General features: G+C 69.0%; 22 protein-coding genes, 1 tRNA gene and 1 other RNA gene. 13 read left to right on the forward strand and 11 right to left on the reverse strand.

The genetic code is table 11. The features are described 5' to 3' along the window. Positions 1 to 40 precede the first annotated feature (40 nt). Positions 41 to 604 carry a ribosome maturation factor RimM gene (rimM, locus tag KBY66_RS04585; protein ID WP_255088155.1) on the reverse strand — a complete coding sequence of 188 codons (564 nt, stop codon included), beginning with the start codon at positions 602 to 604 and terminating at the stop codon, positions 41 to 43. Positions 605 to 659: 55 nt separating this feature from the next. On the opposite strand from rimM, the gene KBY66_RS04590 reads away from it, so the two are divergent. Further along, positions 660 to 845, forward strand: a complete 186-nt coding sequence (locus tag KBY66_RS04590; RefSeq protein ID WP_255088037.1) for an NAD(P)H dehydrogenase subunit NdhS — start codon at positions 660 to 662, stop codon at positions 843 to 845. Here the strand turns inward: KBY66_RS04590 and rnc are convergent. After that, positions 823 to 1593, reverse strand: coding sequence for a ribonuclease III (gene rnc, locus KBY66_RS04595; protein WP_255088038.1), 771 nt, complete (start codon positions 1591 to 1593; stop codon positions 823 to 825). The genes KBY66_RS04590 and rnc overlap by 23 nt on opposite strands. 37 nt (positions 1594 to 1630) lie before the next feature. Next, an RNA gene (gene rnpB, locus KBY66_RS04600) (RNase P RNA component class A) lies at positions 1631 to 2034 on the reverse strand. 56 nt (positions 2035 to 2090) lie between these two features. On the opposite strand from rnpB, the gene KBY66_RS04605 reads away from it, so the two are divergent. From KBY66_RS04605 to KBY66_RS04615, 3 genes are all read left to right on the forward strand, one after another. Continuing rightward, positions 2091 to 2164 (forward strand) — tRNA-Arg (locus tag KBY66_RS04605). An 85-nt stretch (positions 2165 to 2249) separates the two neighbouring features. Beyond that, positions 2250 to 2591 (forward strand): hypothetical protein, encoded by a 342-nt coding sequence (locus KBY66_RS04610; protein WP_255088039.1) that lies wholly within the window; start codon positions 2250 to 2252, stop codon positions 2589 to 2591. Between the two features lie 55 nt (positions 2592 to 2646). Further along, complete coding sequence (locus KBY66_RS04615) at positions 2647 to 3150, forward strand: hypothetical protein (protein ID WP_255088040.1); 504 nt, start codon at positions 2647 to 2649, stop codon at positions 3148 to 3150. On the opposite strand, the gene KBY66_RS04620 is transcribed toward KBY66_RS04615, so the two are convergent. The 3 genes from KBY66_RS04620 to KBY66_RS04630 are packed head-to-tail and all read right to left on the reverse strand — an operon-like array spanning position 3104 to position 9265. Continuing rightward, positions 3104 to 4216: an acetate/propionate family kinase gene (locus tag KBY66_RS04620; protein WP_255088041.1), complete on the reverse strand. Its 1113-nt coding sequence runs from the start codon at positions 4214 to 4216 to the stop codon at positions 3104 to 3106. The two genes, KBY66_RS04615 and KBY66_RS04620, sit on opposite strands and share 47 nt — an antisense overlap. Continuing rightward, the gene (locus tag KBY66_RS04625; protein WP_255088042.1) at positions 4191 to 6737 is read right to left on the reverse strand and encodes a glycogen/starch/alpha-glucan phosphorylase; all 2547 of its coding nucleotides are present in this window, start codon (positions 6735 to 6737) and stop codon (positions 4191 to 4193) included. Before KBY66_RS04625 ends, KBY66_RS04620 begins: the two co-directional genes overlap by 26 nt. A gap of 59 nt (positions 6738 to 6796) precedes the next feature. Further along, on the reverse strand, positions 6797 to 9265 hold the full coding sequence (locus KBY66_RS04630; protein ID WP_255088043.1) for a phosphoketolase: 2469 nt from the start codon (positions 9263 to 9265) through the stop codon (positions 6797 to 6799). Positions 9266 to 9503: 238 nt separating this feature from the next. Here KBY66_RS04630 and KBY66_RS04635 point away from each other — a divergent pair, with 238 nt between their 5' ends. Next, positions 9504 to 10841 carry a cation:proton antiporter gene (locus KBY66_RS04635; RefSeq protein WP_255088044.1) on the forward strand — a complete coding sequence of 446 codons (1338 nt, stop codon included), beginning with the start codon at positions 9504 to 9506 and terminating at the stop codon, positions 10839 to 10841. After that, complete coding sequence (locus KBY66_RS04640; RefSeq protein WP_255088045.1) at positions 10822 to 11373, forward strand: methyltransferase family protein; 552 nt, start codon at positions 10822 to 10824, stop codon at positions 11371 to 11373. Before KBY66_RS04635 ends, KBY66_RS04640 begins: the two co-directional genes overlap by 20 nt. Here KBY66_RS04640 and KBY66_RS04645 read toward each other — a convergent pair. Next, positions 11356 to 11619: a hypothetical protein gene (locus KBY66_RS04645; RefSeq protein ID WP_255088046.1), complete on the reverse strand. Its 264-nt coding sequence runs from the start codon at positions 11617 to 11619 to the stop codon at positions 11356 to 11358. The genes KBY66_RS04640 and KBY66_RS04645 overlap by 18 nt on opposite strands. A gap of 83 nt (positions 11620 to 11702) precedes the next feature. Here KBY66_RS04645 and KBY66_RS04650 point away from each other — a divergent pair, with 83 nt between their 5' ends. Together KBY66_RS04650 and KBY66_RS04655 are read left to right on the forward strand one after the other, a co-directional pair. Next, the gene (locus tag KBY66_RS04650; protein ID WP_255088047.1) at positions 11703 to 12602 is read left to right on the forward strand and encodes an alpha/beta fold hydrolase; all 900 of its coding nucleotides are present in this window, start codon (positions 11703 to 11705) and stop codon (positions 12600 to 12602) included. Between the two features lie 34 nt (positions 12603 to 12636). Further along, the gene (locus KBY66_RS04655; protein WP_255088048.1) at positions 12637 to 13491 is read left to right on the forward strand and encodes a galactose mutarotase; all 855 of its coding nucleotides are present in this window, start codon (positions 12637 to 12639) and stop codon (positions 13489 to 13491) included. Here the strand turns inward: KBY66_RS04655 and KBY66_RS04660 are convergent. Next, positions 13488 to 14702 carry an FAD-binding oxidoreductase gene (locus KBY66_RS04660; RefSeq protein ID WP_255088049.1) on the reverse strand — a complete coding sequence of 405 codons (1215 nt, stop codon included), beginning with the start codon at positions 14700 to 14702 and terminating at the stop codon, positions 13488 to 13490. The genes KBY66_RS04655 and KBY66_RS04660 overlap by 4 nt on opposite strands. Positions 14703 to 14716: 14 nt before the next feature. On the opposite strand from KBY66_RS04660, the gene KBY66_RS04665 reads away from it, so the two are divergent. Then, entirely contained in the window at positions 14717 to 16090 is a 1374-nt protein-coding gene (locus KBY66_RS04665; protein WP_255088050.1) for a four-carbon acid sugar kinase family protein, read from the forward strand. A gap of 10 nt (positions 16091 to 16100) precedes the next feature. Here KBY66_RS04665 and KBY66_RS04670 read toward each other — a convergent pair whose 3' ends face one another. Together KBY66_RS04670 and KBY66_RS04675 are read right to left on the reverse strand one after the other, a co-directional pair. Then, positions 16101 to 16436 carry a hypothetical protein gene (locus KBY66_RS04670; RefSeq protein WP_255088051.1) on the reverse strand — a complete coding sequence of 112 codons (336 nt, stop codon included), beginning with the start codon at positions 16434 to 16436 and terminating at the stop codon, positions 16101 to 16103. Beyond that, positions 16436 to 17050 (reverse strand): DUF3177 family protein, encoded by a 615-nt coding sequence (locus KBY66_RS04675; protein ID WP_255088052.1) that lies wholly within the window; start codon positions 17048 to 17050, stop codon positions 16436 to 16438. The genes KBY66_RS04670 and KBY66_RS04675 overlap by 1 nt, the downstream gene beginning before the upstream one ends. Before the next feature lie 59 nt (positions 17051 to 17109). Between KBY66_RS04675 and KBY66_RS04680 the strand changes: the two genes are divergently transcribed. From KBY66_RS04680 to KBY66_RS04695, 4 genes are read left to right on the forward strand one after another with little or no spacing between them, the layout of a single operon-like run. Next, positions 17110 to 18390 (forward strand): FIST N-terminal domain-containing protein, encoded by a 1281-nt coding sequence (locus tag KBY66_RS04680; RefSeq protein ID WP_255088053.1) that lies wholly within the window; start codon positions 17110 to 17112, stop codon positions 18388 to 18390. Between the two features lie 6 nt (positions 18391 to 18396). After that, positions 18397 to 19059: a tRNA (guanosine(46)-N7)-methyltransferase TrmB gene (gene trmB, locus KBY66_RS04685; RefSeq protein ID WP_255088054.1), complete on the forward strand. Its 663-nt coding sequence runs from the start codon at positions 18397 to 18399 to the stop codon at positions 19057 to 19059. Further along, positions 19059 to 20381: an IctB family putative bicarbonate transporter gene (locus KBY66_RS04690; protein WP_255088055.1), complete on the forward strand. Its 1323-nt coding sequence runs from the start codon at positions 19059 to 19061 to the stop codon at positions 20379 to 20381. Before trmB ends, KBY66_RS04690 begins: the two co-directional genes overlap by 1 nt. Then, the gene (locus KBY66_RS04695) at positions 20374 to 21390 is read left to right on the forward strand and encodes an N-acetylglucosamine kinase (RefSeq protein WP_255088056.1); all 1017 of its coding nucleotides are present in this window, start codon (positions 20374 to 20376) and stop codon (positions 21388 to 21390) included. Before KBY66_RS04690 ends, KBY66_RS04695 begins: the two co-directional genes overlap by 8 nt. On the opposite strand, the gene glmM is transcribed toward KBY66_RS04695, so the two are convergent. Beyond that, positions 21377 to 22792 (reverse strand): phosphoglucosamine mutase, encoded by a 1416-nt coding sequence (gene glmM, locus KBY66_RS04700; protein ID WP_255088057.1) that lies wholly within the window; start codon positions 22790 to 22792, stop codon positions 21377 to 21379. The genes KBY66_RS04695 and glmM overlap by 14 nt on opposite strands. Between the last annotated feature and the right edge of the window lie 6 nt (positions 22793 to 22798).

The raw sequence follows: 22798 nt of genomic DNA on the forward strand, positions 1-22798 counted from the left end.
ATGGAGGATCTCCGCTGGCGGGAACCGCTTCTCCCGCATGTCAGGGGTCGAGCAAGCCCGGGGGCGGCGTGATCTCCAGCCAGCCCTCGCTGACCTCCACCCGCGGCACGATCGGCTCGACGAACGGAATCAGCACCCGCCGCCCCTTCCCCTCACTCAATTCGACCTCCAGCAGGTCGTTGCCTCCATGGATCAGGTCCACCACGGTGCCGATCGGCCTGCCGCTCGGCGCCAGCCGCACCTCCAGACCCTGAAGTTCGAGCAGGTGGAACTCCCCCTCGGCCAACCTGGGGCGGTCCTCGGCCGACACCAGCAGGTCATGGGCCACCAGGGCCTCGGCCGCCTCGCGGCTCCGGACTCCCTCCAGCCGGACGATGAACAGCTCCCGGCCGGGCAACTGACGGCCGCTCAACAGTTGGACCGGCCGCGGCTCCTCCTGCTTCAGGCGCAGCCAGCGGCGGCCAGGACGGGTGAAACGCTCGGGGAAGTCGGTGCGGGGGAGCATTCTCAGCTCCCCCTGCAACCCCTGGGCTCCGACGACGCGACCCACCACTAGCCACTCCTCAGCCGCCCTGTTCCCCGCCGGTTCGCCGCCGCTGCCCATTGCCCATTTCCAGCCATCGGCCTCGATAATGGACCCACCCGCTGGACCGACTTCGATGGCCACCGCCGACCTGCCGATCCTGCCGGGGAGCACCGTCACCGTGCGCGACGTTCGCTCCATCTACAACGGCTACCGCGGTTTCGTGCAGCGGATCAGTGGCGTGCGGGCCGCGGTGCTGTTCGAAGGGGGCAACTGGGACAAGCTGGTGACGATCCCGCTCAGTGCTCTGGAGCAGGGCTGAACGGTCGGGCTGCCAGGGCTGCCCGCGCCGCCTGCTGCTCCGCCTCCCGGCGGGAGCCTCCCCACCCCTCGCCCAGGGGCTTGCCCTGGAGCTCCACCCGGCAGACGAAGCGGCGGGGATCGCCGTGGACCTGGCTGCGCTCCTCGGCCCGGTAGCGGGGCAGTCCCTTTCCCTCCGCCTGGCTCCATTCCTGTAGGGAGGATTTCCAGTTGTGGCGATGGGGATCGGCGAGCAGCTCGGCGATGCTGCGCTGCCAGTGGGGGGCCAGCCAGCGGTGCACCGGGCTGAGATTGCCCCAGGCCTCGTACAGGGCACCCACCAGGGCTTCGCAGGCCTCCGCCCGGATCGTGCGGCGCCCGGCCAGGTCACCGATCGCCAGGGGCCCCAGCCGCACGACCGAATCGATGCGGCAACGCTCACCCAGGTCGGCCAGCCAGCGGTCGCTGACGATCTGGGCCCGCAGCTCCGAGCATGCCCCGACGCTGAGCTCGGGATGGTTCCGCTGCAGATGGTCGGCAGCCGCCAGGCGCAGCACCGCGTCGCCGAGGAACTCGAGCCGTTCGTGGTTGCGGGGCAGGCCGGCCGAGCTGTGGGTGAGGGCCTCATCGATCGGCTCCAGATCGGGATCGATCCGCTCCGCCGCTCCCGGGCCGAGCGGCTGGATGACGCCGATCGCTTCGAGAAAGGCCAGCAGCTGAGGCCGCCGATCCGGGCCGAGCGCGGCTGGGTGGGGGCTCCGGGGCGTCATGCGCTGCTGCAGGGCACGGAAAAGGCTGAAAGCAAAGGGGTGAAAGCAGGACGTAAGCCGGGTTCTGTTCCGGCTCGCCGAAGCGGGCCGGGGCGATCATCTATCTGGGACCGCCGTTACCGGCGGCCTCGAGCGGCGCGCTTGTGTCGGGACGGGTGCCATGGCCAACCGTTGTCCCTGGGCCTTGCTCCCAGCCGGGGTTTACCGAGCCAGCACCTCTCGATGCTGCTGGTGCGCTCTTACCGCACCCTTGCACCCTTGCCTGTGCCCCAAGGGGGCCATCGGCGGTGTGTTTCTGTGGCACTGTCCTCACGGTCGCCCGCACTGGGCGTTACCCAGCAGGCCTGGCCATTGGGGAGCCCGGACTTTCCTCAACCGGACCCGGCCCGCCAACCCGAAGGTCGATGTCCCGCTCCGATTGCGACCACCTCGCCTGCTTTCGGTATCGACTGTAGGGAGCCACCTGCGGGCGGCCCAGGCAGATAATGGGCGAGCAAGGGGCTGTAGCTCAGCCGGATAGAGCGACGGTTTCCTAAACCGTAGGTCGTGGGTTCGAGTCCCGCCAGCCCCGTTGTCAGCGCCGTAGCATGCGCTACAGGTGGTGCACTTTTCTTTACGGCCACTGCAGCTAGTGTTGCCCCAGTCGTCCCCATCCGATGACCCAGCTTCACGATCTGCGGCTGCGGCTGCTGGTGCAACAGGAAAGCGAGCGCATCGCCAGCAGCCAGCCAGCCGAACTTGACCTCTCCGTGGTTCAGGCCCGTTGCCTCTGCTGGCTGGCCTTGTTATCGGAAGCCCATGAGGATCAGGCGGGCGAGGCCGAGCGCCACGGCGACATGGAGCAGGCGATGGGCTGGTTTGCCGATTCGATGCGGTTGCGGGACGTGATCCAGGTGGTCAGTTCAATCGAGATCCCTCTGCCGGTCGCGCAGGAGGAGGCCGCCATCCGTCTCGAAGACGGAGACGGTGACATTGAACCCTTCCCCGGAGTGGCCTGAAGGCGTGGTCCGGCTCGCAATGCCATGATGGGGGCAGAAGGAAAAAGGGAGCTCGGTGCCAGAAGAGGCCTGCCAATGCCCTGATTGTCAGCGTTTCTATCGGGAGCATGACCGATTGATCCGCGAGCACGCCACCCTGCGCCAGCAGCAGGAGCTCAACTGGGCTGCCCTGCAGGCCTTCCGCACCCTTGCTGGCCGGGTGCTGGAGGAGTTGCAGAAGGAGCATGGCGATGGGGAAGGCGAGCCCTCAGGGGCCACCCCCCCCCCCGGAGCACAGGCTTCAGGCCCCAGCGGACCGACCACGGCCCCCGGGGCCACCACCGATCCCGGTGACACCGACTCCCTGCAGCAGGCGATCGGCGATCTGGAGAACATCAACGCCCATCTGTTCTCGATTGAAGCCTTGATGGAGCGCATCTTCGATGTGCGCGTGCCCGAAGAGGTGGAGCAGAAGTTTCGCGAGGTGGCCGGAGAACTGGCCCCCGACCCCCTCAACGCCGATCGCCTGCGCCTCAACCGTCTCCTCCACCAGACCCCCGATCTGCCCGATCGCGGGTAGCCAGCCGGCATTGCCGGGCGATCATCCCCTCCTCATCGGCGGGCACCTGAAGCAGCTCGATGGGTTGGAGCCAGTTGAGCCGCGCATCGAGATCGGCCAGCAGCTGCCGATCGTTCTGGCCGATGCCGCCGCTGAGGGCGATCACCTCCACCCCGCCAAGGCTGGCCGCCATCGCCCCGATCCCCTGCAACAGCCGATGCAGGAACACCTCCAGAGCGAGGAGAGCTCCGGCATGGCCCCCGGCGGCGGCCTGGCGCAGTTCTCGCATGTCGCCGCTCACGCCGGAGAGGCCGCGCAGGCCGCTCTCCTGCTGCAGTTCGCGCTCTAGCCGGTCGGCACCATGCCCCTGTCTGAGTTGATGCAGCAGCAGCCCCGGGTCCACCGAACCGCTTCGGCTGGCCATCACCAGGCCCTCCAGCGGCGTGTAGCCCATGGTGGTGTCGATGCTGCGACCATCCCGGATCGCCGCCAGGGAACAGCCGGCCCCCAGGTGGCAGCTGATCAGGCGCAGGCCGGCCGGCTGGCCCCGTTGGGCCATCACCACCTCACTGATGTGTTGGTGGTTCAGGCCGTGGAAGCCGAAGCGGCGCAGGCCGGCGGCGCGCCAGCTGGCTGGAATCGCGTAGGTGAAGGCCGCCGCCTCCAGGGTGCTGTGGAAGGCGGTGTCGAAGCAGGCCCACTGGGCAAGGGCCGGCCGCCAGGAACGCATCCAGCGGATCACTGCCAGGGCGGCGCCATTGTGGAGGGGGGCCAGGGGCACGAGGGCTTCGAGCGCCCCCTCCAGTGCCGGGGTGATCGGGGTGGGCGCCGTGAAGCGCTCGCCGCCATGGACCACCCGGTGACCTACCAGCGCGATCCTCTCCAGCCAGGGGGCCAGGGCCTCCGGCAGCCAGGCTTCCAGGGCATCCGCCGGACCCTCACCGCCGGTGCCGGGGGCCCAGTCGGATTGCCCTTGCCAGAGGCGGCTGCCACCGCTGTCGATCAGGCAGGCCTTGAGGCTGGAGCTGCCAACGTTGAGCACCAGCACCAGCTGGTCGGGTTCAGGGTGCTGCCGGGCTGGTGCCATTCGCCTGGCCATCGATGGAACAGCTGATCGTGACCGGGAAGGCCTCGGCTTTCCAGATCCGGCTGGCATACTCGCGGATCGAGCGGTCGGACGAGAAGAAACCGCTGCGGGAGGTGTTGAGCAGCGACATGCGATTCCACTGCTGGCGGTCAGCCCAGGCCGTGCTGACGACAGCCTGGGCGCGCAGGTAATCGGCAAAATCGGCGAGCACGAAGAACGGGTCGCGGCCGGTGAGGTTCTCGAGCAGCGGCTTGAACAGCTCCACATCGCCATTGCTGAAGTGGCCCTGCTCCACCAGGTGCAACACCTCCGGCAGCTCCGGCACGGTGGTGGCCAGTTCCCAGGGGCAGTACCCCTCCTCGGCCAGGGCATCGATCTGGGAGGCCGTGTTGCCGAACAGAAAGAAGTTCTCCTCCCCCACCCGCTCCCGGATCTCCACGTTGGCGCCATCGAGGGTGCCGATCGTGAGGGAGCCATTCATGGCGAATTTCATGTTTCCGGTGCCGGAGGCCTCCTTGCCGGCGGTGGAGATCTGCTCGGAGAGATCGGAGGCCGGATAGACCCGCTCACCCAGTTTGACGTTGTAATCAGCCAGGAAAACCACCCGCAACCTGCCGTCCATATCGGGATCGGCATTCACCGTTTCGGCAATGGCGTTGATGAAACGGATGATGAGCTTGGCCAGGTAATAGCCGGGAGCAGCCTTGCCTCCGAAGATCACCGTTCGGGGCGCCATGGCACCCGCCGTGCCGTTCTTGATGCGCAGGTACTCGGCGATTACCTGCAGGGCATTGAGGTGCTGACGCTTGTATTCATGGATGCGTTTCACCTGCACATCAAAAAGAGAAGCCGGATCCACCACCAGGCCGTTGCGGCGGTGAATGTAATGGGCCAGATCGGTCTTGACGGCCAGCTTGGTGGCCCCCCAGCGCTCTAGGAAGGCGCTGTCGTCGGCGAAGCGCTCCAACTGCTGCAGTCCGTCGAGGTCGCGCACCCAGTCCTGGCCGATCGCTTCATCGAGCAGCTGGCGCAGCCGGGGGTTGGCCAGGGCAATCCAGCGCCTGGGTGTCACCCCGTTGGTGACGTTGGTGAACTTGTCGGGCCAGAGGGCCGCATACTCGGGGAACAGCTGGGTGCGTACCAGTTCGCTGTGCAGGGCCGCCACCCCGTTGACGTGATGGGAGCCCACCGTGGCGAGATTGGCCATCCGCACCGCCTTGCCGCCGGCTTCATCGATGATCGATACCTTCCGCAGCAGCTGATCGTTGCCGGGATACTTCAGGCGCACCTGCTGCAGGAAGCGGCGGTTGATTTCGTAGATCAACTCCAGATGGCGAGGCAGCAGGCTGCCGAACAGATCGAGGCCCCATTTCTCCAGGGCCTCCGGCAGCAGGGTGTGGTTGGTGTAGGCCAGCGAACTGGTGGTGATCGCCCAGGCCTGATCCCACTCCAGGTGCTTCTCGTCGATCAACAGCCGCATCAGCTCCGCCACGGCGATCGATGGGTGGGTGTCGTTGAGCTGCACGGCCCAGTGCTCGGGAAACTCGCTCACGGGCAGGCCGCGCAGGTCCAGGCTGCGCAGCATGTCCTGGAGGCTGCAGCTCACGAAGAAGTGCTGTTGCTTCAGCCTCAGCCGCCGGCCCTCATCGGTGCCGTCGTTGGGATAGAGCACCTTGGAGAGGTTCTCCATGCTCACCTTCTCCTGAACGGCGCCGTAGTAATCGCCGACGTTGAAGGCGTAGAAGTCGAAGCTTTCGTTCGCTTCAGCCCGCCACAACCTCAGCCGGTCGCAGGTGTTGACCCGGTAGCCCAGCACGGGGACGTCATGGGGAATGCCGATCGCCTGCTCACCGTGAATCCAGCGCACCCGGTACTGGCCGCTGTCGTCGCGGTACTTCTCGGTGTGGCCACCGAAGCCCACGTAGCAGGCCTGATCCGGGTGGGGCAGCTCCCAGGGCCAGCCGCCCTTGAGCCACTTGTCGGTGACCTCCACCTGCCAGCCGTCGCGGATCAGCTGGTCGAAGATGCCGAATTCATAGCGGATGCCATAGCCGGTGGCGGGGATCTCCAGGCTGGCCAAAGACTCCAGATAACAGGCCGCCAGCCGGCCCAGGCCACCGTTGCCAAGCCCGGGTTCCTCTTCCACATCGAGGATCTCCTCAAGCGTGCCGAGGCCGAAGCGCTCCAGGGCTTGGGCCGCCTCCGCCTGGATGCCGAGCATCAGCAGGTTGTTGCCCAGCTGGGGCCCGATCAGGAATTCGGCCGAGAGGTAGGCCACCACCCGGGTGGGGGTGGCGCTGATCGCTTCGATACCGGCCAGGTAGCGGGTGATCAGCCGGTCGCGCACGGCGTAGCTGAGTGCCATGTAAAGGTCGTGGCGGTTGGCGGTCGGCGCGAGCTTGCCCAGGGTGTAGAAGAGGTGCTCGGCCATGCCGTCGAACACCCCCTCGGCGGTGAGCCCGTTGCGCTCCGGATCGTTCAGGCAGCCCGGGGTGGGCAGGCTCAGAGCGGAGGCGGTCATGGCGGAACGGGCAGTGGAGGGGTAGGGAGAAGCAGCCTTGCGGGAGCAAGCGGACCGAATCAGGCCTGGCCCGATTCGGTGGACAGACCCCAGCGCCAATCGGTGACCTCGGGGGAGTCCATCCCATGGATGTGGGCATAGCTCCGGTGTCCCAGGATCGCCTCCTTCATGCGCTCCTTCACATGGGCGGCGCGGGAGCCAAGGGAGGGGACCCTGTTGATCACGTCAATCACCAGGTTGAAGCGATCAACCTGATTGTTCATCGCCAGCTCCAGGGGTGTGTTGATGTTGCCCTTTTCCTTGTAGCCGCGCACATGGATGTTGGCGTGGTTGGTGCGCCTGTAGGTGAGGCGATGGATCAACCACGGATAACCGTGGAAGTTGAAGATCACCGGCTTGTCGGTGGTGAACAGGCCGTCGAAATCGCGATCGGAGAGCCCGTGGGGATGTTCACTGGGCTCGGAGAGGGCGAAGAGTTTGACGACGTTCAGCACGCGGATCCGGAGGTGCGGGATCTCCTGGCGCAGGATTTCCACCGCGGCCAGAACCTCCTTGGTCGGAATGTCGCCGGCGCAGGCCAGCACCACATCGGGTTCATCGGATTCGGTGCCGCAGTCGTCGTTGCTGGCCCAGCTCCAGAGGCCAATGCCCTTGGCCACGTGCTGGCGAGCCTGCTTGATCGAAAGGTATTGAAGATGCTTCTGCTTGTCGGAAACGATGATGTTGCAGACGTTGGTTTCAAGGAAGGCCTCTTCGGCCACCGCGAGCAGGCAGTTGGCGTCGGCCGGGAGGTAGACCCGCACCACTTCACCGCTCTTGTTGCCGGCCAGGTCGATGAAGCCGGGGTCCTGGTGGGTGAAGCCGTTGTGGTCCTGCCGCCACACCGTGGAGCTGATCAGGCAGTTCCACGGCCCGATCGGCGCCCGCCAGGGGGCGTGGTGGATGCAGGATTCCAGCCACTTGGCGTGCTGGTTGAACATCGAGGCGATCACATGGGCGAAAGCCTCGTAGGTGTGGAAGAAGCCGTTGCGGCCGGTGAGCAGGTAGCCCTCCATCATTCCCACCAGGGTGTGCTCGGAGAGCATCTCCACCACCCGGCCGTTGCGGGCCAGTTCGCTGCCGCCGCTGTCCTCGGCAAGGATGTCTTCCATCCACACCTTCTTGCTCACCTCGTAGACCGCCTGCAGGCGGTTGGAGGCGGTTTCGTCCGGGCCGAACACCCGCATGGAGTCGGGATTGCGGACGATCGTGTCGCGCAGCAGTTCACCGAGCGGGTAGGTGTTCTCGTGTTCGATCTGGCCGGGGCGGTCCACCGTCACCGCGTAGGTCTCGATCGGCGGCAGGCGCAGCTTGCGGCGCAGCAGGCCGCCGTTGGCGTGGGGGCTGGAGCCCATCCGCCGCGGGCCCGAGGGTGACAGCGCCCGCAGTTCGGGGATCAGGGTGCCGTTGGCATCGAAGAGTTCCTCGGGGCGGTAGCTCCGCAGCCAACTCTCCAGCATCTTGAGCTGCTCGGGATCCTTGTTGGGGGCCGGCAGCGGCACCTGGTGGGAGCGCCAGAAATTCTCCAGCTTCTTGCCGTTGAGTTCGGCAGGGCCTGTCCAGCCCTTGGGGGAACGCAGCACAATCATCGGCCAGGCGGGCCGGATCGCCTCGCCACCGCTGTGGCGGGCCTGGGCGCGAATTTCCAGGATTTGCTCCACGGCCGCATCCATGGCGGCCGCCATCGCCTGGTGCATGGCCTGCGGCTCGTGCCCCTCAACGAACAGCGGGTTCCAGCCATAGCCCCGCATCAGGTTCTCCAGCTCCTCACGGCTGATCCGGGCCAGAATCGTGGGGTTGGCGATCTTGTAGCCGTTGAGGTGCAGCACAGGCAGCACGGCGCCGTCGCTGATCGGGTTGAGGAACTTGTTGATGTGCCAGGAGGTGGCCAGGGGGCCTGTTTCGGCTTCGCCGTCGCCCACGCAGGCCAGGGCGATCAGCTCCGGGTTGTCGAACACCGCGCCACAGGCGTGGGAGAGCACGTAGCCGAGCTCGCCGCCTTCATGGATCGATCCGGGGGTTTCCGGGGTGCAGTGGCTGCCGATGTGGCCGGGGAAGGAGAACTGCTTGAAGAAGGAGCGCATCCCCTCGGCGTCCTGGCTCTTGTCGGGATAGACCTCGCTGTAGCTGCCGTCGAGGTAGGCGGGGCCCAGCACCCCTGGGGCGCCGTGGCCCGGACCCGACAGATAGATCATGTCGAGGTCGTGGGCGCGGATCAGCCGGTTGGCGTGGGTCCAGATGAAGGCCTGGCCAGGGCTCGAACCCCAGTGGCCCAGCAGCCGGTTCTTGATGTGCTCGTGCAGCAGGGGTTCCTTCAGCAGGGGGTTGGCCTGCAGGTAGATCATCCCGACGGCCAGGTAGTTGGCAGCTCGCCACCAGGCGTCGAGCAAGCGCGCCTCCTCGCTGCTCAGGGGCTGGGGGCCTATTGGCGCAACGGAGTCAGAGGAGGTGACGCTGGCGGCTGGCGAGGTCGGAGGGCTGATCGTCATCACGAAAGACGGCGCAGAAACGGACCGTAGGCAGCTCAGTCAGCCAGAGATGCCTTCCCCAACACATTCAGCGGAAAGCCTCCAGATCAGGGCGGGTTTTGATGTGGATTCACGGATCAAGTGCCGCCCGGCCTGCCGGCTCCCTCGGCTGTTCGGTGGGGAATGGACTCACTGCAACAGGGGCTGGCCTTAGGGTCGCCAGAATTTCCGGCACCCCTGAGTGGGGCCCCCTGGCTGAATGATCGTCCCGACCATCCTTCTGGAACTGAGCCACCACCAGGTGGAGGTGGCTGAAACCCTCATCGGCGTCGGCAGCTTCGTTGTGATCTTCGTGGCGGCCCGCACCCTGGCGGAACTCCTGGTGCGGTTCCAGCTGCCCAGCATCCTCGGCGAACTGATCGCCGGTGTGCTGATCGGCGCCTCCGGTCTGCATCTCGTGGTGCCGCCCGAAACCCATGCTGAACTGAATGCCGGCATGCTCAGGCTCCTGGGCGGCCTGGCAGACATCCCGCCCAGTGAGATTCAGGGCATCTATGAGGAGTCGTTTCCCATCCTCAAGGGCATTTCCACCCTGGGCCTCTATGCCCTGCTCTTCCTCACGGGGCTGGAGAGCGAACTGGATGAGCTGATCGCCGTGGGGGCCCAGGCTTCCACCGTGGCCTTGGCCGGGGTGGTGCTCCCCTTCGCCCTGGGCACGGCTGGTCTCATGGCCATCTTCCATGTGGATCTGATTCCAGCGGTGTTCGCCGGCGCCTCGATGACCGCGACCAGCATCGGCATCACCGCCAGCGTGTTCAGCGAACTCGAGTACCTCAAGACCCGCGAGGGGCAGATCGTGATCGGTGCCGCCGTGCTCGATGACATCCTCGGCATCGTCATCCTGGCGGTGGTGGTGGCCTTGGGGGTCGGGGGCGATCTGGAGGCGGGTCCGATCATCAAGCTCTGCGCAGCCGCCGCCCTGTTCGTTGTAGTTGCCCTGGTGCTGAGTCGCACCGCCGCCCCGGGCTTCGACTGGTTGCTCGATCGACTCAAGGCCCCCGGCGAAGTGATCGTGGCCTCCTTCCTGGTGCTCTGCCTCTGCTGCTTCGCCGCCACAGCCATCGGGCTGGAGGCGGCCCTGGGGGCCTTTGCAGCCGGCCTGATCCTCAGCTCCTCGAAGCACACCAAGGCCATTCAGGGTTCCGTGGTTCCCCTGGTGTCGCTGTTTGCCACGATCTTCTTCGTGCTGATCGGCACCAGCATGGATCTCTCGGTGATCAACCCGGCCGATCCCGCCAACCGGGCCGGCCTGGTGGTGGCGGCCTTCCTGCTGGTGGCAGCGATTGCCGGCAAGCTGGTGTCGGGCTGGAGCTTCCTGAGCGACAAGCCCACCAACCGGCTGGTGGTGGGGCTGGGCATGATGCCCCGGGGCGAGGTGGGCCTGATCTTCCTCGGCTTGGGCACCAGCGCCGGCCTGCTCACCCCTTCCTTGGAGGCGGCCATCCTGTTGATGGTGATCGGCACCACCTTCCTGGCTCCCGTGCTGCTCAGACTGGTGTTGAGCCGCAAGGACCCCGTTGCCGAACAACCTGCCTGAGCCCCTGCGGGGTTGGGGCCTGAGCTGGGCCGGTCTGGCCGACAACCGCCAGGGGGAATGGTGGCTCGCCGCCCAGGGCGTGCTGATCCTGCTGCACCTGCTGCCGGTCCTGCCGACCCCAGCCATCCTCGGGGTGGCCTGGCCCCGTTCTCTGGCCATCACTGGATGGGGGCTCCTGGCCCTGGGCCTGGCCCTGGCGGCGGCCTCCTTTCTCAACCTCGGGGACAGCCTGAGCCCGCTGCCCGATCCGAAGCCCGGAGCGGCCCTGGTGACCACCGGCGCCTATGGCCGCTGCCGCCACCCCCTCTATCAGGCCCTGCTGATCGGCTCACTGGGAATTTGCCTGGCCCTGGGCAGCCTGTTCCACCTCGCCCTGCTGCTGGCTCTGGCGGGGGTGCTGGGCGGCAAGGCCAGGCGTGAGGAACGCGGCCTGCTCGCCAGGCACCCCGGCTACGCCGCCTACCGGGCCGCCACGGCTGCGATCATCCCTGGCCTGCCCTGGCTTGACTGGCGCTCAGTCCCCCCGGCGTGAGGCCAGGGTCCAGAAGGCGGCGGAGAGCACGGCCATCAGGCCGAGGCTGGCCGCCCAGCTCGGGCTGAGCGCCCAGCTCAGGCCCAGCTGGGTGGCACCGCCCACCGCCCCGGCCAGCAGCAGGCTGCTCACCAGCAGGGCGATCTGGCGCAGGCCTTCCCCCAGGGGCCCTTCCGCCAGGGCGGCCTCGAACCGCCCCAGCGGCACCGAGAGGGGGAGGTAGAGCGCCAGCGCCCACAACGCCATGCCAGGCAGCAAGTTCGACCAGTCGTCCACGGTGCGGAGGTTGCAGAACGCTTCCTAGCATCGATGAACAAGTCAGATCCGCGGTGACCCTCTCTGTCCCCAAGCCCCTGCCGGCGTTGCAGGAGGCCTGGACCTACCAGGGCCATGCTGTGCATGCCCTCCGCCGCTGCCCGGCCGAGCCGGTGGGTCCCGCGATCCTGCTGGTGCATGGCTTCGGCGCCTCCACAGACCATTGGCGCTTCAACATTCCCGTGCTGGCCGAGCGCTACGACGTGCATGCCATCGACCTGCTCGGCTTCGGCCGCAGTTCCAAGCCGGCCGGCCTGGCCTACGGCGGTGCCCTCTGGCGGGATCAGCTCGTGGCCTACGTGAACGAGCGCATCGGCCGGCCCACGGTGCTGGTGGGCAACTCCCTCGGCGGCTTCGCCGTGCTGGCCGCCGGCGCAGCCCTCGGTGCCCAGGCGGCCGGGGTGGTGCTGATCAACGCGGCCGGACCGTTCAGCGATGAACAGGCCGAACCGCAGGGCTGGGGCGCGATCACCCGTCGCACGATCGGCGGGGCCCTGCTGGGCAGCCCAGTGCTGCAGCGGCTGCTGTTCGAAAACCTGCGGCGGCGCTCGACGATCCGCCGCACCCTGAACCAGGTGTACATCGATCGCACCAATGTGGATGAGGCCCTGATCGAATCGATCCGCCGGCCGTCCCTCGACCCCGGTGCCTTCGGCGTGTTCCGCACCGTGTTCGACATTCCCCGCGGCCAGCCCCTCGACGAATTGTTCGCCCAGCTCACGGCGCCGCTGCTGCTGCTCTGGGGCATCCGCGACCCCTGGATCAACGCCGCCGGCCGCCGGGGGGCCTTCCAGCGCCATGCCCCGCTGGCCACCGAGGTGGTGCTTGACGCCGGCCACTGCCCCCACGACGAGGTGCCCGACCAGGTGAATGCCGCCCTGCTGGACTGGCTGGACAAACTGGCCCCAGCCTGAGGACGAGCCGGACGACCCCCCCTTTGACCCTGCCATGTCGCTGATTTTTCGCCCGTCGCCCTATCCCCACTGGGAATTCGAGGATCCAGCCAGTGGCGATCAACTGCGGGTCGTCCCTGAGCGTGGCGGGCTGCTCACCGGTTGGCGCTGCAACGGCCGCGAGCTTGTCTATCTCGATCAGGAGCGCTTCGCCAATCCGGCCCTGTCGGTGCGGGGGGGGATGCCGGTGCTGTTCCCGATCTGCGGCAATCTGCCGGGCGATCGGCTGCCGTTGCCCGAGGGGGAATTCACCTTGAAGCAGCACGGCTTCGCCCGTGATCTGCCCTGGGCGCTGGAGGCGTTGGCGGACGAAAGCGGGGTGCGCCTGATCCTCAGGGACAGCGCCGCCACCCGGTCGCAGTATCCCTTTCCCTTCCGCCTGAGCCTGGAGTTGCGGCTGGAGCCCTCGGCCCTGGCGATCACGGCGGTGGTGGAGAACAGCGGGGATCGGCCGCTGCCCTTCGCCTTCGGCCTGCACCCCTACTTCGCCGTGTCCTCGTTGGCGGCCACGGCCCTGGAGGGTCTCCCGGAGCGCTGCCTGAACCACCTCACCATGGCCGCCGCCGACAGCACGGCGCAGCTGGCCCATCTGGAGCAGGGGGTGGATCTGCTGGCCGACCCCGCCGGACCCGTAAGGCTGAGGGACCGCACCGCAGGCTTTGCTGTGGAACTGCAGCTCACAGCCCCCTTCGATCTGGCGGTGGTCTGGACCGATCCGCCCCGGCCGATGGTCTGCCTGGAGCCCTGGACCGCGCCGCGCGGGGCACTGCTCAGCGGCGAGCGGCGGCTGGACCTGCCGCCCGGCGAACAACAACACCTGCGCTGCCGCTATGTGCTGCTGAGGGACTAAGCGCACGGGCTGGGCCTCGCCTGCACCCCCGGCAGTCGGCCCCGCGCCAACTGTTGCTTGGGATCGAACTCCCGTTTCACCGCCTCGATCAGCGGGCGGGAAGGGGCGTCCTGCCAGGCGGGAAGGGCCCGGGGGGAGGGTTGCTCCAGCACGGTGAGAAAGCCGCCGAGTTTCTGGCAGAGCCTGCGCAGCTCTTCGACCCGGTAGGCCGGCAGGGCATCCGCCGGGGCCCAGGCGAAGCCGAGGCCGCTGCCGGAACCAAGCACCAGAGGCAGATCCCTGAGGCCGCGTTCAGCCAAGAGAGCCGCCGCGTGGCTGGGCAGCAGCCCCAGCCGCAGCAGCCATCCCTGGTCGCCGGTCTCGCCGAGGGCTCCTCTCTCGCCGAGGGCCACCGCCCGCAGGGCCTCGAGCCGCTCCTGATCAAGCGGTTGGCAGTGGAGGGCAAGGGCTTCGGCGCGGCGCTGAATTTCGACGCTCTGATCAGCCAGGGCCTCGGCACTGACGCTGGCCAGGCTCAGCAGCAGGGCATTGAGGGGCTCCCGGGCCGCCTGGCGGCTCAGGGCCGGGCTCCACCAATCGATCAGCTCCGGGGTGAGACTTGAGCGCAGCAGCCAGCGGCGCAGCCCATCGAGCGGCTCGATGGAACCCTGCAGCAGCAACCCCAGCCGTTGCGGAGGCTGGGGTGTGGTGCGCAGGGTGAGTTCGGTGATCAGCCCCAGGGACCCCCAGCTGCCGGTGAACAGCCGCATCAGGTCGTAGCCGGCCACGTTCTTGACCACCTTGCCCCCCGCCCGGGCTGCGACCCCATCGGCTCGCATCAGGCCAATGCCGATCAGTTGATCGCGCACACCGAGGTAGCGATGGCAGAGGCCACCAGCCAGGCCGCGGGCTACCAGGCCGCCGATCGAACCGGCGCCCGCCCCATCGGCCTCGCTGCCCCAGGGCCAGTCGATCGCCAACCACTGGTGCTTGCTGCGCAGCGCGTCCTGCAGCTCCCGCAACGGGGTTCCCGCCTCCACGGTCACGGTGAAATCACCGACGGCGTGGTCGAGGATGCGGTTGAGGCTCCTGCAACTCACCACGGTGACTGGGCCCTGCACCGCCGGTCCCCAGCTGAGCCGGCTGGCCAGGCCGGCCGGCAGCCAGGGGGTGCCGGCGGCGTGCAGCTGCCGCACCAGATCGGCCAGTTCGTGGGGCTCGGGCGTGATCACGGCACGATGGTGCCATGGCGATTGGAGGGCCAGCGCTGAAGATCGTCGTGATCGATGACGATCCCACCGGCTCCCAGGCGGTGCACAGCTGCCCGCTGCTGCTGGGCTGGGATCACCGCACCCTTGTGGCGGGCTTGCGGGACCCCTCCCCCCTGCTGTTTCTGCTGGCCGACACCAGGGCCATGGCGGCGGCGGCGGCGGCGGCGCGGGTGCGGGAGATCTGCCGGGCCCTGAAGCCCGCCCTGGCGGAGGCGGAGCTGTCCCGGTGGCTGCTGGTCAGCCGGGGGGACTCCACCCTGCGGGGCCACTTTCCGCTGGAGGTGGAGGTGATCAACCAGGAGCTCGGTCCCTTCGATGCCACCCTGCTGGTGCCGGCCTTCGTGGAGGGGGGGCGCACCACGGTGGAGGGGGTGCACCTGCTGCATGGCGAACCGGTGCACCGCTCCCCCTTCGGTCGGGATGCCCGCTTCGGCTACGGCACCAGCTTTCTGCCCGACTGGATCGAGGCGAAGAGCGGCGGTCGCATCCTGGCGAGCGAGGTGGGGCGGATCGGCCTGGAGGAGCTGCGGCCCCAGCGGGCGATGGACCTGGCCAGCCGGCTGGAGGGGCTGGAGGGGAATCGGTTTCTGGTGGTCGATGCAGAGCGGCCTGAGCAGCTCCAGGTCCTGGGGGCGGCGGTGCGGGCCGTGGTGGCGCCCCCAGACCGGGCCGTCCTGCCGGGGCCGCGCCCCCGTCGACTGCTGGTTCAGTCCGCCGCCAGCCTCTTGAAGGGCCTGGCGGATCTGCCACCCCAGCCGCTCACGCCCGGCGCCCTGGCGGCGCTGCGCCGGGGTGGGGCGCCCGGTGCCGTGCTGGTGGGCTCCCATGTGCCCCTCAGCGACCGGCAGCTGGAGGCTCTGCTGGCGGAGCCCACCTGCGCCGGGGTGGAGCTGCCGGTGGCGCGGCTGCTGGCGGAGCTCAGGGGCCGCGCGCACGGCCCGGAATTGGAGCTGGAGCTGGCGGCGGCGATGGCCCTCCACCACCGCGCCGGCCGGACGCCGGTGCTGTTCACCAGTCGCGGTGAGCATCCCTGCCGCGATAAGAAGGAGCTCCAGCAGCTGGGCCTGGCCCTGGCGGGGCTGATGGCCCGGGTCGCCGTGCGCCTTCCAGACGACCTTGGCTACCTGATCAGCAAGGGCGGCACCACCACCCAGGCGCTGCTCAGCGCAGGGCTGGCGCTGGGCTCGGTGCGGCTGGAGGGCCAGCTGATGCCGGGGCTTTCCTTGCTGCGGCTGCCGGCCGATCACCCCCGCTTCCCGTCTCTGCCCCTGCTCACCTTCCCGGGCAACCTCGGGGCCGACGACACCCTGCGCCAGGCCTGGTGGGCCATGGACAGGGGGGTCTGCTGAAATCCGTCCCCTATAGCCAGGCCGCCGGATCCAGCAGGGTCTCCACCGGCAGCGGCCCGGCCAGCACCTCCTCGGCCCTGGGGTCCAGGGGACCTTTCAGCAGCTCGGCACTGACCAGCACCGCCCCGGCCGGCAGGGCCGGCTGGTCGGGGTCGAAGGCGGTGGGATGGGTGATGCTGCTGGAGAAGCCGCGGAAGATCAGCAGCGCGAACGGCTCGCCGTCTGCCTTGGGTTCATCGGGCTGTCCGTCCGCTGGAGCCGCCGGCAGCCTGCCCCGCAGCCTCAGCACCCGGTCCGGCCGCGAGCGGCTGAGGGCTTCGAGCTGGGCGAGGGTGGTCGGGGGCATCAGAACCCCCCCGCCACCCGACCCTGCCGGGGCAGGCGCACCACCAGCCACTGAAGCAGGCCCACCACGTAGGCCACCAGGCCCGCGTAGCCGAGGAAGGCGGTGAGCGGCGGTGTGAGGTCGGCGCCGAAGACGAAACCGACCACCTGGGCCGCCCCCAGGTGAAGCCCTCGTGGAGCCTCCAGCCACACCTGGCAGAAGGGGCGCTGCAGCTGCCCGCCCAGGCAGCCCAGGCCCGAGGCGCTCAGGGCCGCGCCCAGCAGGCCGAAGAAGGTGAGCGCCCAGCGCCAACAGCGCACCGTCAGCGGCAGGGGGCGCCAGGGCGGCAGATCGGCCAGCTCCTCGTTGAGGTCCACCCAGAACCACACCGACGCCACCATCAGCACCTGGGCCAGCACGGCCAGCCCGTAGCCGAGCGGCCTGCCGCCGATCAGCAGCAACACGGTGATCGCCAGCAGGCTGGCCACCTTCCAGTAGATCGTCAGCAGCCGCACCATCGACCCCTCCCGCCGGATCGCGGCCCAGATCAGCAGCACCAGGGGCACGCCAACGGTGAACACCACCGCCATCCGGTAATCGAGCCACACCAGGGTGCGATAAAGCGGATCGGGCACAGACGGGGTACGGGAAACGCCATTATCCGTAGTCATGCACCGGCAGTAGGGTCCGAGCCATGGCTGCGCTCACACTGCCTTCCTGGCTCCAACGCGGCGACGGCCCGGCCTTCTGCCAAGCGGCCCTCTCCCGCAACGCCTCGCTCGAAGGGGCCGTCGACGAGGTGGTGCGAAGCCTGGGTGCCCGGCGCGGCGTCGATCTCGCCCTGGTGTTCTGCTCCTCCAGCTATGCCAGCGACCTGCCACGGCTGCTGCCCTTGCTGCAGGCCAAGCTCAACGCCCGCCACTGGATCGGCTGCGCCGGTAGTGGCGTGGTCGGCACCGATGCCAGCGGTGCGGCCCATGAGGTGGAGCAGCAACCCGCCCTGAGCGTGACCCTGCTGCGCCTGCCGGGCGCCGAGCTGCAGCTGTTCGAAGTCGACACCAAGGCCCTGCCCGATCTCGATGGCGACAGCCAGGACTGGGTGGACTGGGTGGGTGCGGATCCGGCCCGGGCGCGCTCGATGCTGCTGTTCGTCGACCCCACCAGCGAAGCCATCAACGACCTGATCAGCGGCATCGATTACGGCTTTCCCGGTGTCGACAAGATGGGGGGCATCGCAGGGCACCACAGCGCCAGCCACGGCTCCCTGCTGTTCGAAGACCGGGTGGTGAGCGGCGCGGTGGGCTGCCTGGTCGGTGGCCAGTGGCGCCTCGACCCGGTGGTGGCCCAGGGGTGCCGGCCGATCGGTCCGGTGTTCGAGATCGAGCAGGCGGAGCGCAACGTGGTGTTGCAGCTCAGCAGCGGCCAGGAACGCAACACGCCTGTGAACTGCCTGCAGGGCATCCTGCAATCGCTCACCCCCGCCGAGCGCGAGCTGGTGCGGCACTCCCTGTTCCTGGGGGTGGCCCGCAGCAGTTTCAGCCTCTCCGGCCTCAGCGCCGAACCCGAACCCACCGCCTTCCTGGTGCGCAACCTGCTGGGGGTGGATCCCCGCAACGGCGCCGTGGCGGTTGCCGAGAAGCTGCGGGTGGGCCAGCAGGTGCAGTTCCAGCTCCGTGATGCAACTGCCTCCCGCCAGGAGTCGCGGCTGCTGCTGCGGCGCCAGGCCCGGCGCGCCGCCGACCCCCTGGCCGCCCTGCTGTTCGCCTGCCTGGGCCGGGGACAGGGGCTCTACGGCCAGCCGAATGCCGACGTGACGATCTGCCGTGAGCAGTTCCCGGGGTTGCCGATCGCCGGAGCCTTTTGCAACGGCGAGATCGGCCCGGTGGCCGGCAACACCCATCTGCACGGCTACACGGCCAGCTGGGGGTTTCTGGTGCCCAACACCCCAGTGGATCCGCCTGCGGCCGGGGAGTGAGCGGTGGTGCGCCAGCACGTCAACCCGCTCAGCAGCCTGCACCAGCAACCCCGGCCCCTGCCGCCCCCGCGGCAGCTGTTCGCTGACCCCCAGCAGCCACTGCATCTCGACATCGGCAGCGCCCGCGGCCGCTTCCTGCTGGCGCTGGCCCCCCAGCAGCCGGGTTGGAACTTCCTGGGGGTGGAGATCCGCCAGGTGCTGGTTGACGCCGCCGAGAACGACCGTCATCTCCTGGATCTGGCCAACCTGCGCTTTCTGTTTTGCAACGCCAACGTGAGCCTCGAGGACTGGCTCGCCGCCCTGCCGGCCGGGCAGCTTCAAAGGGTGACAATCCAGTTTCCCGACCCCTGGTTCAAGCGGAAGCACCAGAAGCGGCGCGTGCTCCAACCGCCGCTGCTGGCGGCGATCGCCGCCGCCCTCGCGCCCGGTGCCGAACTGTTTCTGCAGAGCGATGTTCCCGAGGTGATCGAGCCGATGGTGGCCCTCACCGAGGCCAGCGGCGCCTTCGAGCGCCCCGCCACCGATCCGCGGCCCTGGCGGCCCACCAACCCTCTGCCCGTTCCCACCGAACGGGAGCTGCAGGTGATCGGCCGGGGGGATCCGGTGTACCGGGTGCTGTTTTGCCGCAACGGATCGGCCCATAATCCGGCCATCGCCGTTAGCCCTTGATGCCGGCCGCCTCCCCCGCTGCTCCCGCCCCGCCGATCCCCTGGTTGCTGCGCTGGCAGGGCCTGCTGGCCAATGTCCCCGGCGGCTGGCTGTCGCGCCATCTGGGCGGCGTGGCCGGGCTGGTGCTCTGCGCCCTGATGGCCGGTCTGCCGATGCTCAACCGCACCAGCCTGAGCCTGCTGATCCTCGCCAGTGGCCTGCTCTGGGTGATCTGGGCCCTGCAGACCCCACCGGGGCGGATCAGCCCGATCAGTGGCTGGCTGCTGCTGTTCGTCGGTTTGGCGGTGCTGGCCACCGGCTTCTCGCCGGTGCCCGCCGCGGCGGCCAAGGGCCTGCTCAAGCTGCTCAGCTATCTGGGTGTGTACGCCCTGGCGCGCCAACTGCTGGCCACCGCCCCGGCCTGGTGGGACCGGGTCGTGGCTGCCCTGCTGGGCGGCCAGCTGGTCACGGCGGTGATCGGCATCCGCCAGCTCTATGTGGATTCCTCCGCCCTGGCCCGCTGGTCGGATCCCAATTCGGTGGCCCGGGGCACGGTGCGGATCTACAGCACCCTGGAGAACCCCAACCTGTTGGCCGGCTACCTGCTGCCGATCCTGCCCCTGGCCGTGGTGGCCCTGCTGCGCTGGAAGGGCCTGGGGGGCCGTCTCTTCGCCCTCACCGCCCTGGTGCTCGGCATCGTGGCCCTGGTGCTCTCCTACAGCCGCGGCGGCTGGCTGGGCATGGTGGCGGCCCTGGGCAGCCTGGGCATGCTGCTGGTGCTGCGTCAGACCCGCCACTGGCCCGCCCTCTGGCGGCGCCTGTTCCCCCTGCTGCTCCTGCTGGCAGCGGCGGCCGTGCTGGCTGTGCTCGTCACCCAGGTGGAGCCGCTGCGGGTGCGGTTGATGAGCCTGGTGGCCGGCCGCGAAGACAGCTCCAACAACTTCCGCATCAATGTCTGGATGGCGGCGCTGCAGATGGTCCAGGACCGCCCCTGGCTGGGAATCGGCCCGGGCAACAACGCCTTCAATCTGATCTACCCCCTCTACCAGCAACCCAAGTTCAACGCCCTCAGCGCCTACTCCATCCCCCTGGAGCTGGCCGTCGAGGGGGGCATCCCCGCTCTGCTGGCCGGTCTTGGCCTGCTCTGGAGCAGTTTGCGCTGCGGATTGGGCCAACTGCGAAGCGAGGCCGGTCTGGCCCTGCCGGCCCTCGGCTGCGTGGCAGCGATCGTTGGTCTCGGAGTGCAGGGCCTCACCGACACGATCTTCTTCCGCCCGGAGGTGCAGCTGATCGGCTGGTTCTGCCTGGCCACCCTGGCCGTTCAGCCGGGCCGAGATGGCTGAGGGCCCGGAAGGGGAGGGGCGCCTGCTGGCGGGCTTCGATGCCGGCCAGACCCACACCACCTGCCGCCTGGCCCGGCTCCAGGGCGACGGACAGCTCCAAATCTTGGGGGAGGGCCAGGGTCCGGGCGTCAGCCACCTGGCGGCCAGCGGCGGAAAGGCGCGCTTCAGCGAAGCCCTCTCGGCCAGCCTGCGCCGGGCCGGGGGGGAGGCTGGCTGGCGGCCTGATCTGGCCGCCGCCACGGTGGGGGCGAGCGGGATCGAGCAGGGCACGGCGGTGCAGGAGAGGGGGGCGGCCCTGGCCGCCGCCGCCCTTGGCCTTCCAGCGCAGCGAGTGTTGGTGACGGGCGATGAGCGCACGGCCCTGCGCGGCGCCCTCGGTGATCGGCAGGGCCCGGGTGTGGGCATCGTGGTGATCAGCGGCACCGGCTGCATCGCCCTGGGCCGGAATCCAGCGGGTCGCGAGCACCGCTGTGGTGGCTGGGGCTGGCTGCTGGATCGCTCCGGCTCCGCCTGCGACATCGGCCGCGATGCCCTGGCTCTCTCCCTGGAGATGGCCGATGGCCGCCGGCCGATGACCCCCCTGCGGGAGTCGCTCTGGAGCCAACTGGACCTGCCGGCCACGGTTCAAGACAACACAGCCGAGGAGATCACGGCCCAGCGGATCAAGGCCCTGGTGGTGGATGCCGGTTTCGGCGCGGCCGGTTTTGCCCGGCTCGCCCCCACGGTGGACGCCCTGGCGGCCGCAGGGGATCCGGAGGCCCGCTCGGTGCTGACTGCCTCGGCCCGGGGCCTGGCCGATCTGGTGCAGGGGGTCGCTCGGGCGCTTGGCATGGAACAGGTGCGGGTCTGCGGCCTTGGTGGCGCCCTCACCCATCTGCCCTGCTTCGCCGCGGCCTATGGGGCCGAACTCCAGCACACTCTGCCCGGGGCCGAGCCGGTTGCCGCCAGGGGCGATGCCTGTGATGGAGCCCTCTGGCTTGCCGCCGATGCCCTGCTCAGGCCGCGTTGAGCTGGTCCTCAACCAGAGCCGCCAGGCGCGTCGCCCAGTGGTCCACGAGCTCCTGTTCGGCCGCTTCGACCATCACCCGCAGCAGGGGTTCGGTGCCGCTGGCCCGCACCAGCACCCGGCCGCAGCCGGCCATCGCCGCCTCGGCCTGCTCCACCGCCTCCCGCAGCGGCACGCTGTGCTGCCACTGCTGCCGCCGCTGGCGGTCCGGCACCGTGACGTTGACCAGCCGTTGGGGATAGGGACGGAAGCTGCCCTCCAGCCAGTCGGCCAGAGAGCCGCCGCGGCCGTGGATCAAGGTGGCCACCTGCAGGGCAGTGAGCAGGCCATCGCCGCTCATGCCGTGCTGGGCCGAGAGGATGTGGCCGGATTGCTCCCCGCCCAGGGCGGCACCGCTGGCCTCCATGGCCGCATGAACATGCTGATCGCCGACGGCGGTGCGATCCAGCACGCCGCCGCGGCCCTGCCAGGCCCGCTCGAAACCCAGGTTCGACATCACCGTGGCCACCAGCCGGTTGTCCGGCAGCTGGGCGGCCTCCTGCAGGGCGCCGCCCCACAGGAAGAGGATCTGATCGCCGTCTACCACCCGCCCACGGCCGTCCACCGCCAGCATCCGGTCGGCGTCGCCATCGAAAGCGAAGCCCATTGTGGCCCCTGCCGCCAGCACGGCCTGGCGCAAGGGCTCCAGGTGGGTGCTGCCGCAGCCCACGTTGATGCGATGGCCGTCGGGCTGGCCATGCAGCACGGTGAGCTCGGCGCCCAGGGCCCGAAACACCTCCTCACCACAGGCGGTGGCCGATCCCCAGCAGAGGTCGAGCACGATTGCGCAACCATCGAGGCGGCGGCCGGCCACGCTCTCGATCAGCGACCTGCTGTAGAGCTGCAACAGGTCCTCGCGTTGATGGGCCGGGCCGCAATGATCGGCTGCGGGCTCGGCAGGATGGGAACCTGAACCGTGCCCGGTCCGATCACCGCGCAGACCGGCCTCGATCGCCTCCTGCTCCTGCCGGCTCAGCTTGGCGCCGGTGCTCCCGAACAGCTTGATGCCGTTGTCCTCCGGCGGGTTGTGGCTGGCGGACACCATCAGGCCGCCGGCCGCCCCGAGCCGGCGGATCGTGCCGGGCACCGCCGGCGTGGGGCAGAGGCCCAGATTCCAGACCTCGCGGCCGGCGGCGGTCAGGCCCGCCGTCAGGGCCGCCGCCAGCATCGGACTGCTGCTGCGGGAGTCCATCCCGATCAGCACCGGCCGCTCCGGCGGCAGCACCTGACCGGCCCAGTAGCCCACCTGCAAGGCCAGGGCCGGCGTGATCAAGCTGCCAACCCGGCCGCGGATGCCATCGGTGCCGAAACCGGCAAGGCCATGGCCCAGTGGTGGGCCGACTAGAAGGCTGGCCGGCTCGGTCATCCAGGC

The sequence above is a fragment of the Synechococcus sp. Tobar12-5m-g genome, assembly GCF_024345415.1.
Classification (GTDB): Bacteria; Cyanobacteriota; Cyanobacteriia; order PCC-6307; family Cyanobiaceae; genus Regnicoccus.

Coding starts and splice junctions, on each gene's coding strand:
- KBY66_RS04630 (WP_255088043.1), bottom strand. CDS start 9,265: ATGACGATCAGCCCTCCGACCTCGCCAGCCGCCAGCGTCACCTCCTCT.
- KBY66_RS04645 (WP_255088046.1), bottom strand. CDS start 11,619: ATGGCGTTGTGGGCGCTGGCGCTCTACCTCCCCCTCTCGGTGCCGCTG.
- KBY66_RS04690 (WP_255088055.1), top strand. CDS start 19,059: ATGCCGGCCGCCTCCCCCGCTGCTCCCGCCCCGCCGATCCCCTGGTTG.
- KBY66_RS04620 (WP_255088041.1), bottom strand. CDS start 4,216: ATGGCACCAGCCCGGCAGCACCCTGAACCCGACCAGCTGGTGCTGGTG.
- KBY66_RS04695 (WP_255088056.1), top strand. CDS start 20,374: ATGGCTGAGGGCCCGGAAGGGGAGGGGCGCCTGCTGGCGGGCTTCGAT.
- KBY66_RS04680 (WP_255088053.1), top strand. CDS start 17,110: ATGGCTGCGCTCACACTGCCTTCCTGGCTCCAACGCGGCGACGGCCCG.
- KBY66_RS04610 (WP_255088039.1), top strand. CDS start 2,250: ATGACCCAGCTTCACGATCTGCGGCTGCGGCTGCTGGTGCAACAGGAA.
- glmM (WP_255088057.1), bottom strand. CDS start 22,792: ATGACCGAGCCGGCCAGCCTTCTAGTCGGCCCACCACTGGGCCATGGC.
- KBY66_RS04655 (WP_255088048.1), top strand. CDS start 12,637: ATGTCGCTGATTTTTCGCCCGTCGCCCTATCCCCACTGGGAATTCGAG.
- rnc (WP_255088038.1), bottom strand. CDS start 1,593: ATGACGCCCCGGAGCCCCCACCCAGCCGCGCTCGGCCCGGATCGGCGG.
- KBY66_RS04670 (WP_255088051.1), bottom strand. CDS start 16,436: ATGCCCCCGACCACCCTCGCCCAGCTCGAAGCCCTCAGCCGCTCGCGG.
- KBY66_RS04635 (WP_255088044.1), top strand. CDS start 9,504: ATGATCGTCCCGACCATCCTTCTGGAACTGAGCCACCACCAGGTGGAG.
- KBY66_RS04625 (WP_255088042.1), bottom strand. CDS start 6,737: ATGACCGCCTCCGCTCTGAGCCTGCCCACCCCGGGCTGCCTGAACGAT.
- rimM (WP_255088155.1), bottom strand. CDS start 604: ATGGGCAGCGGCGGCGAACCGGCGGGGAACAGGGCGGCTGAGGAGTGG.
- KBY66_RS04590 (WP_255088037.1), top strand. CDS start 660: ATGGCCACCGCCGACCTGCCGATCCTGCCGGGGAGCACCGTCACCGTG.
- KBY66_RS04665 (WP_255088050.1), top strand. CDS start 14,717: ATGGCGATTGGAGGGCCAGCGCTGAAGATCGTCGTGATCGATGACGAT.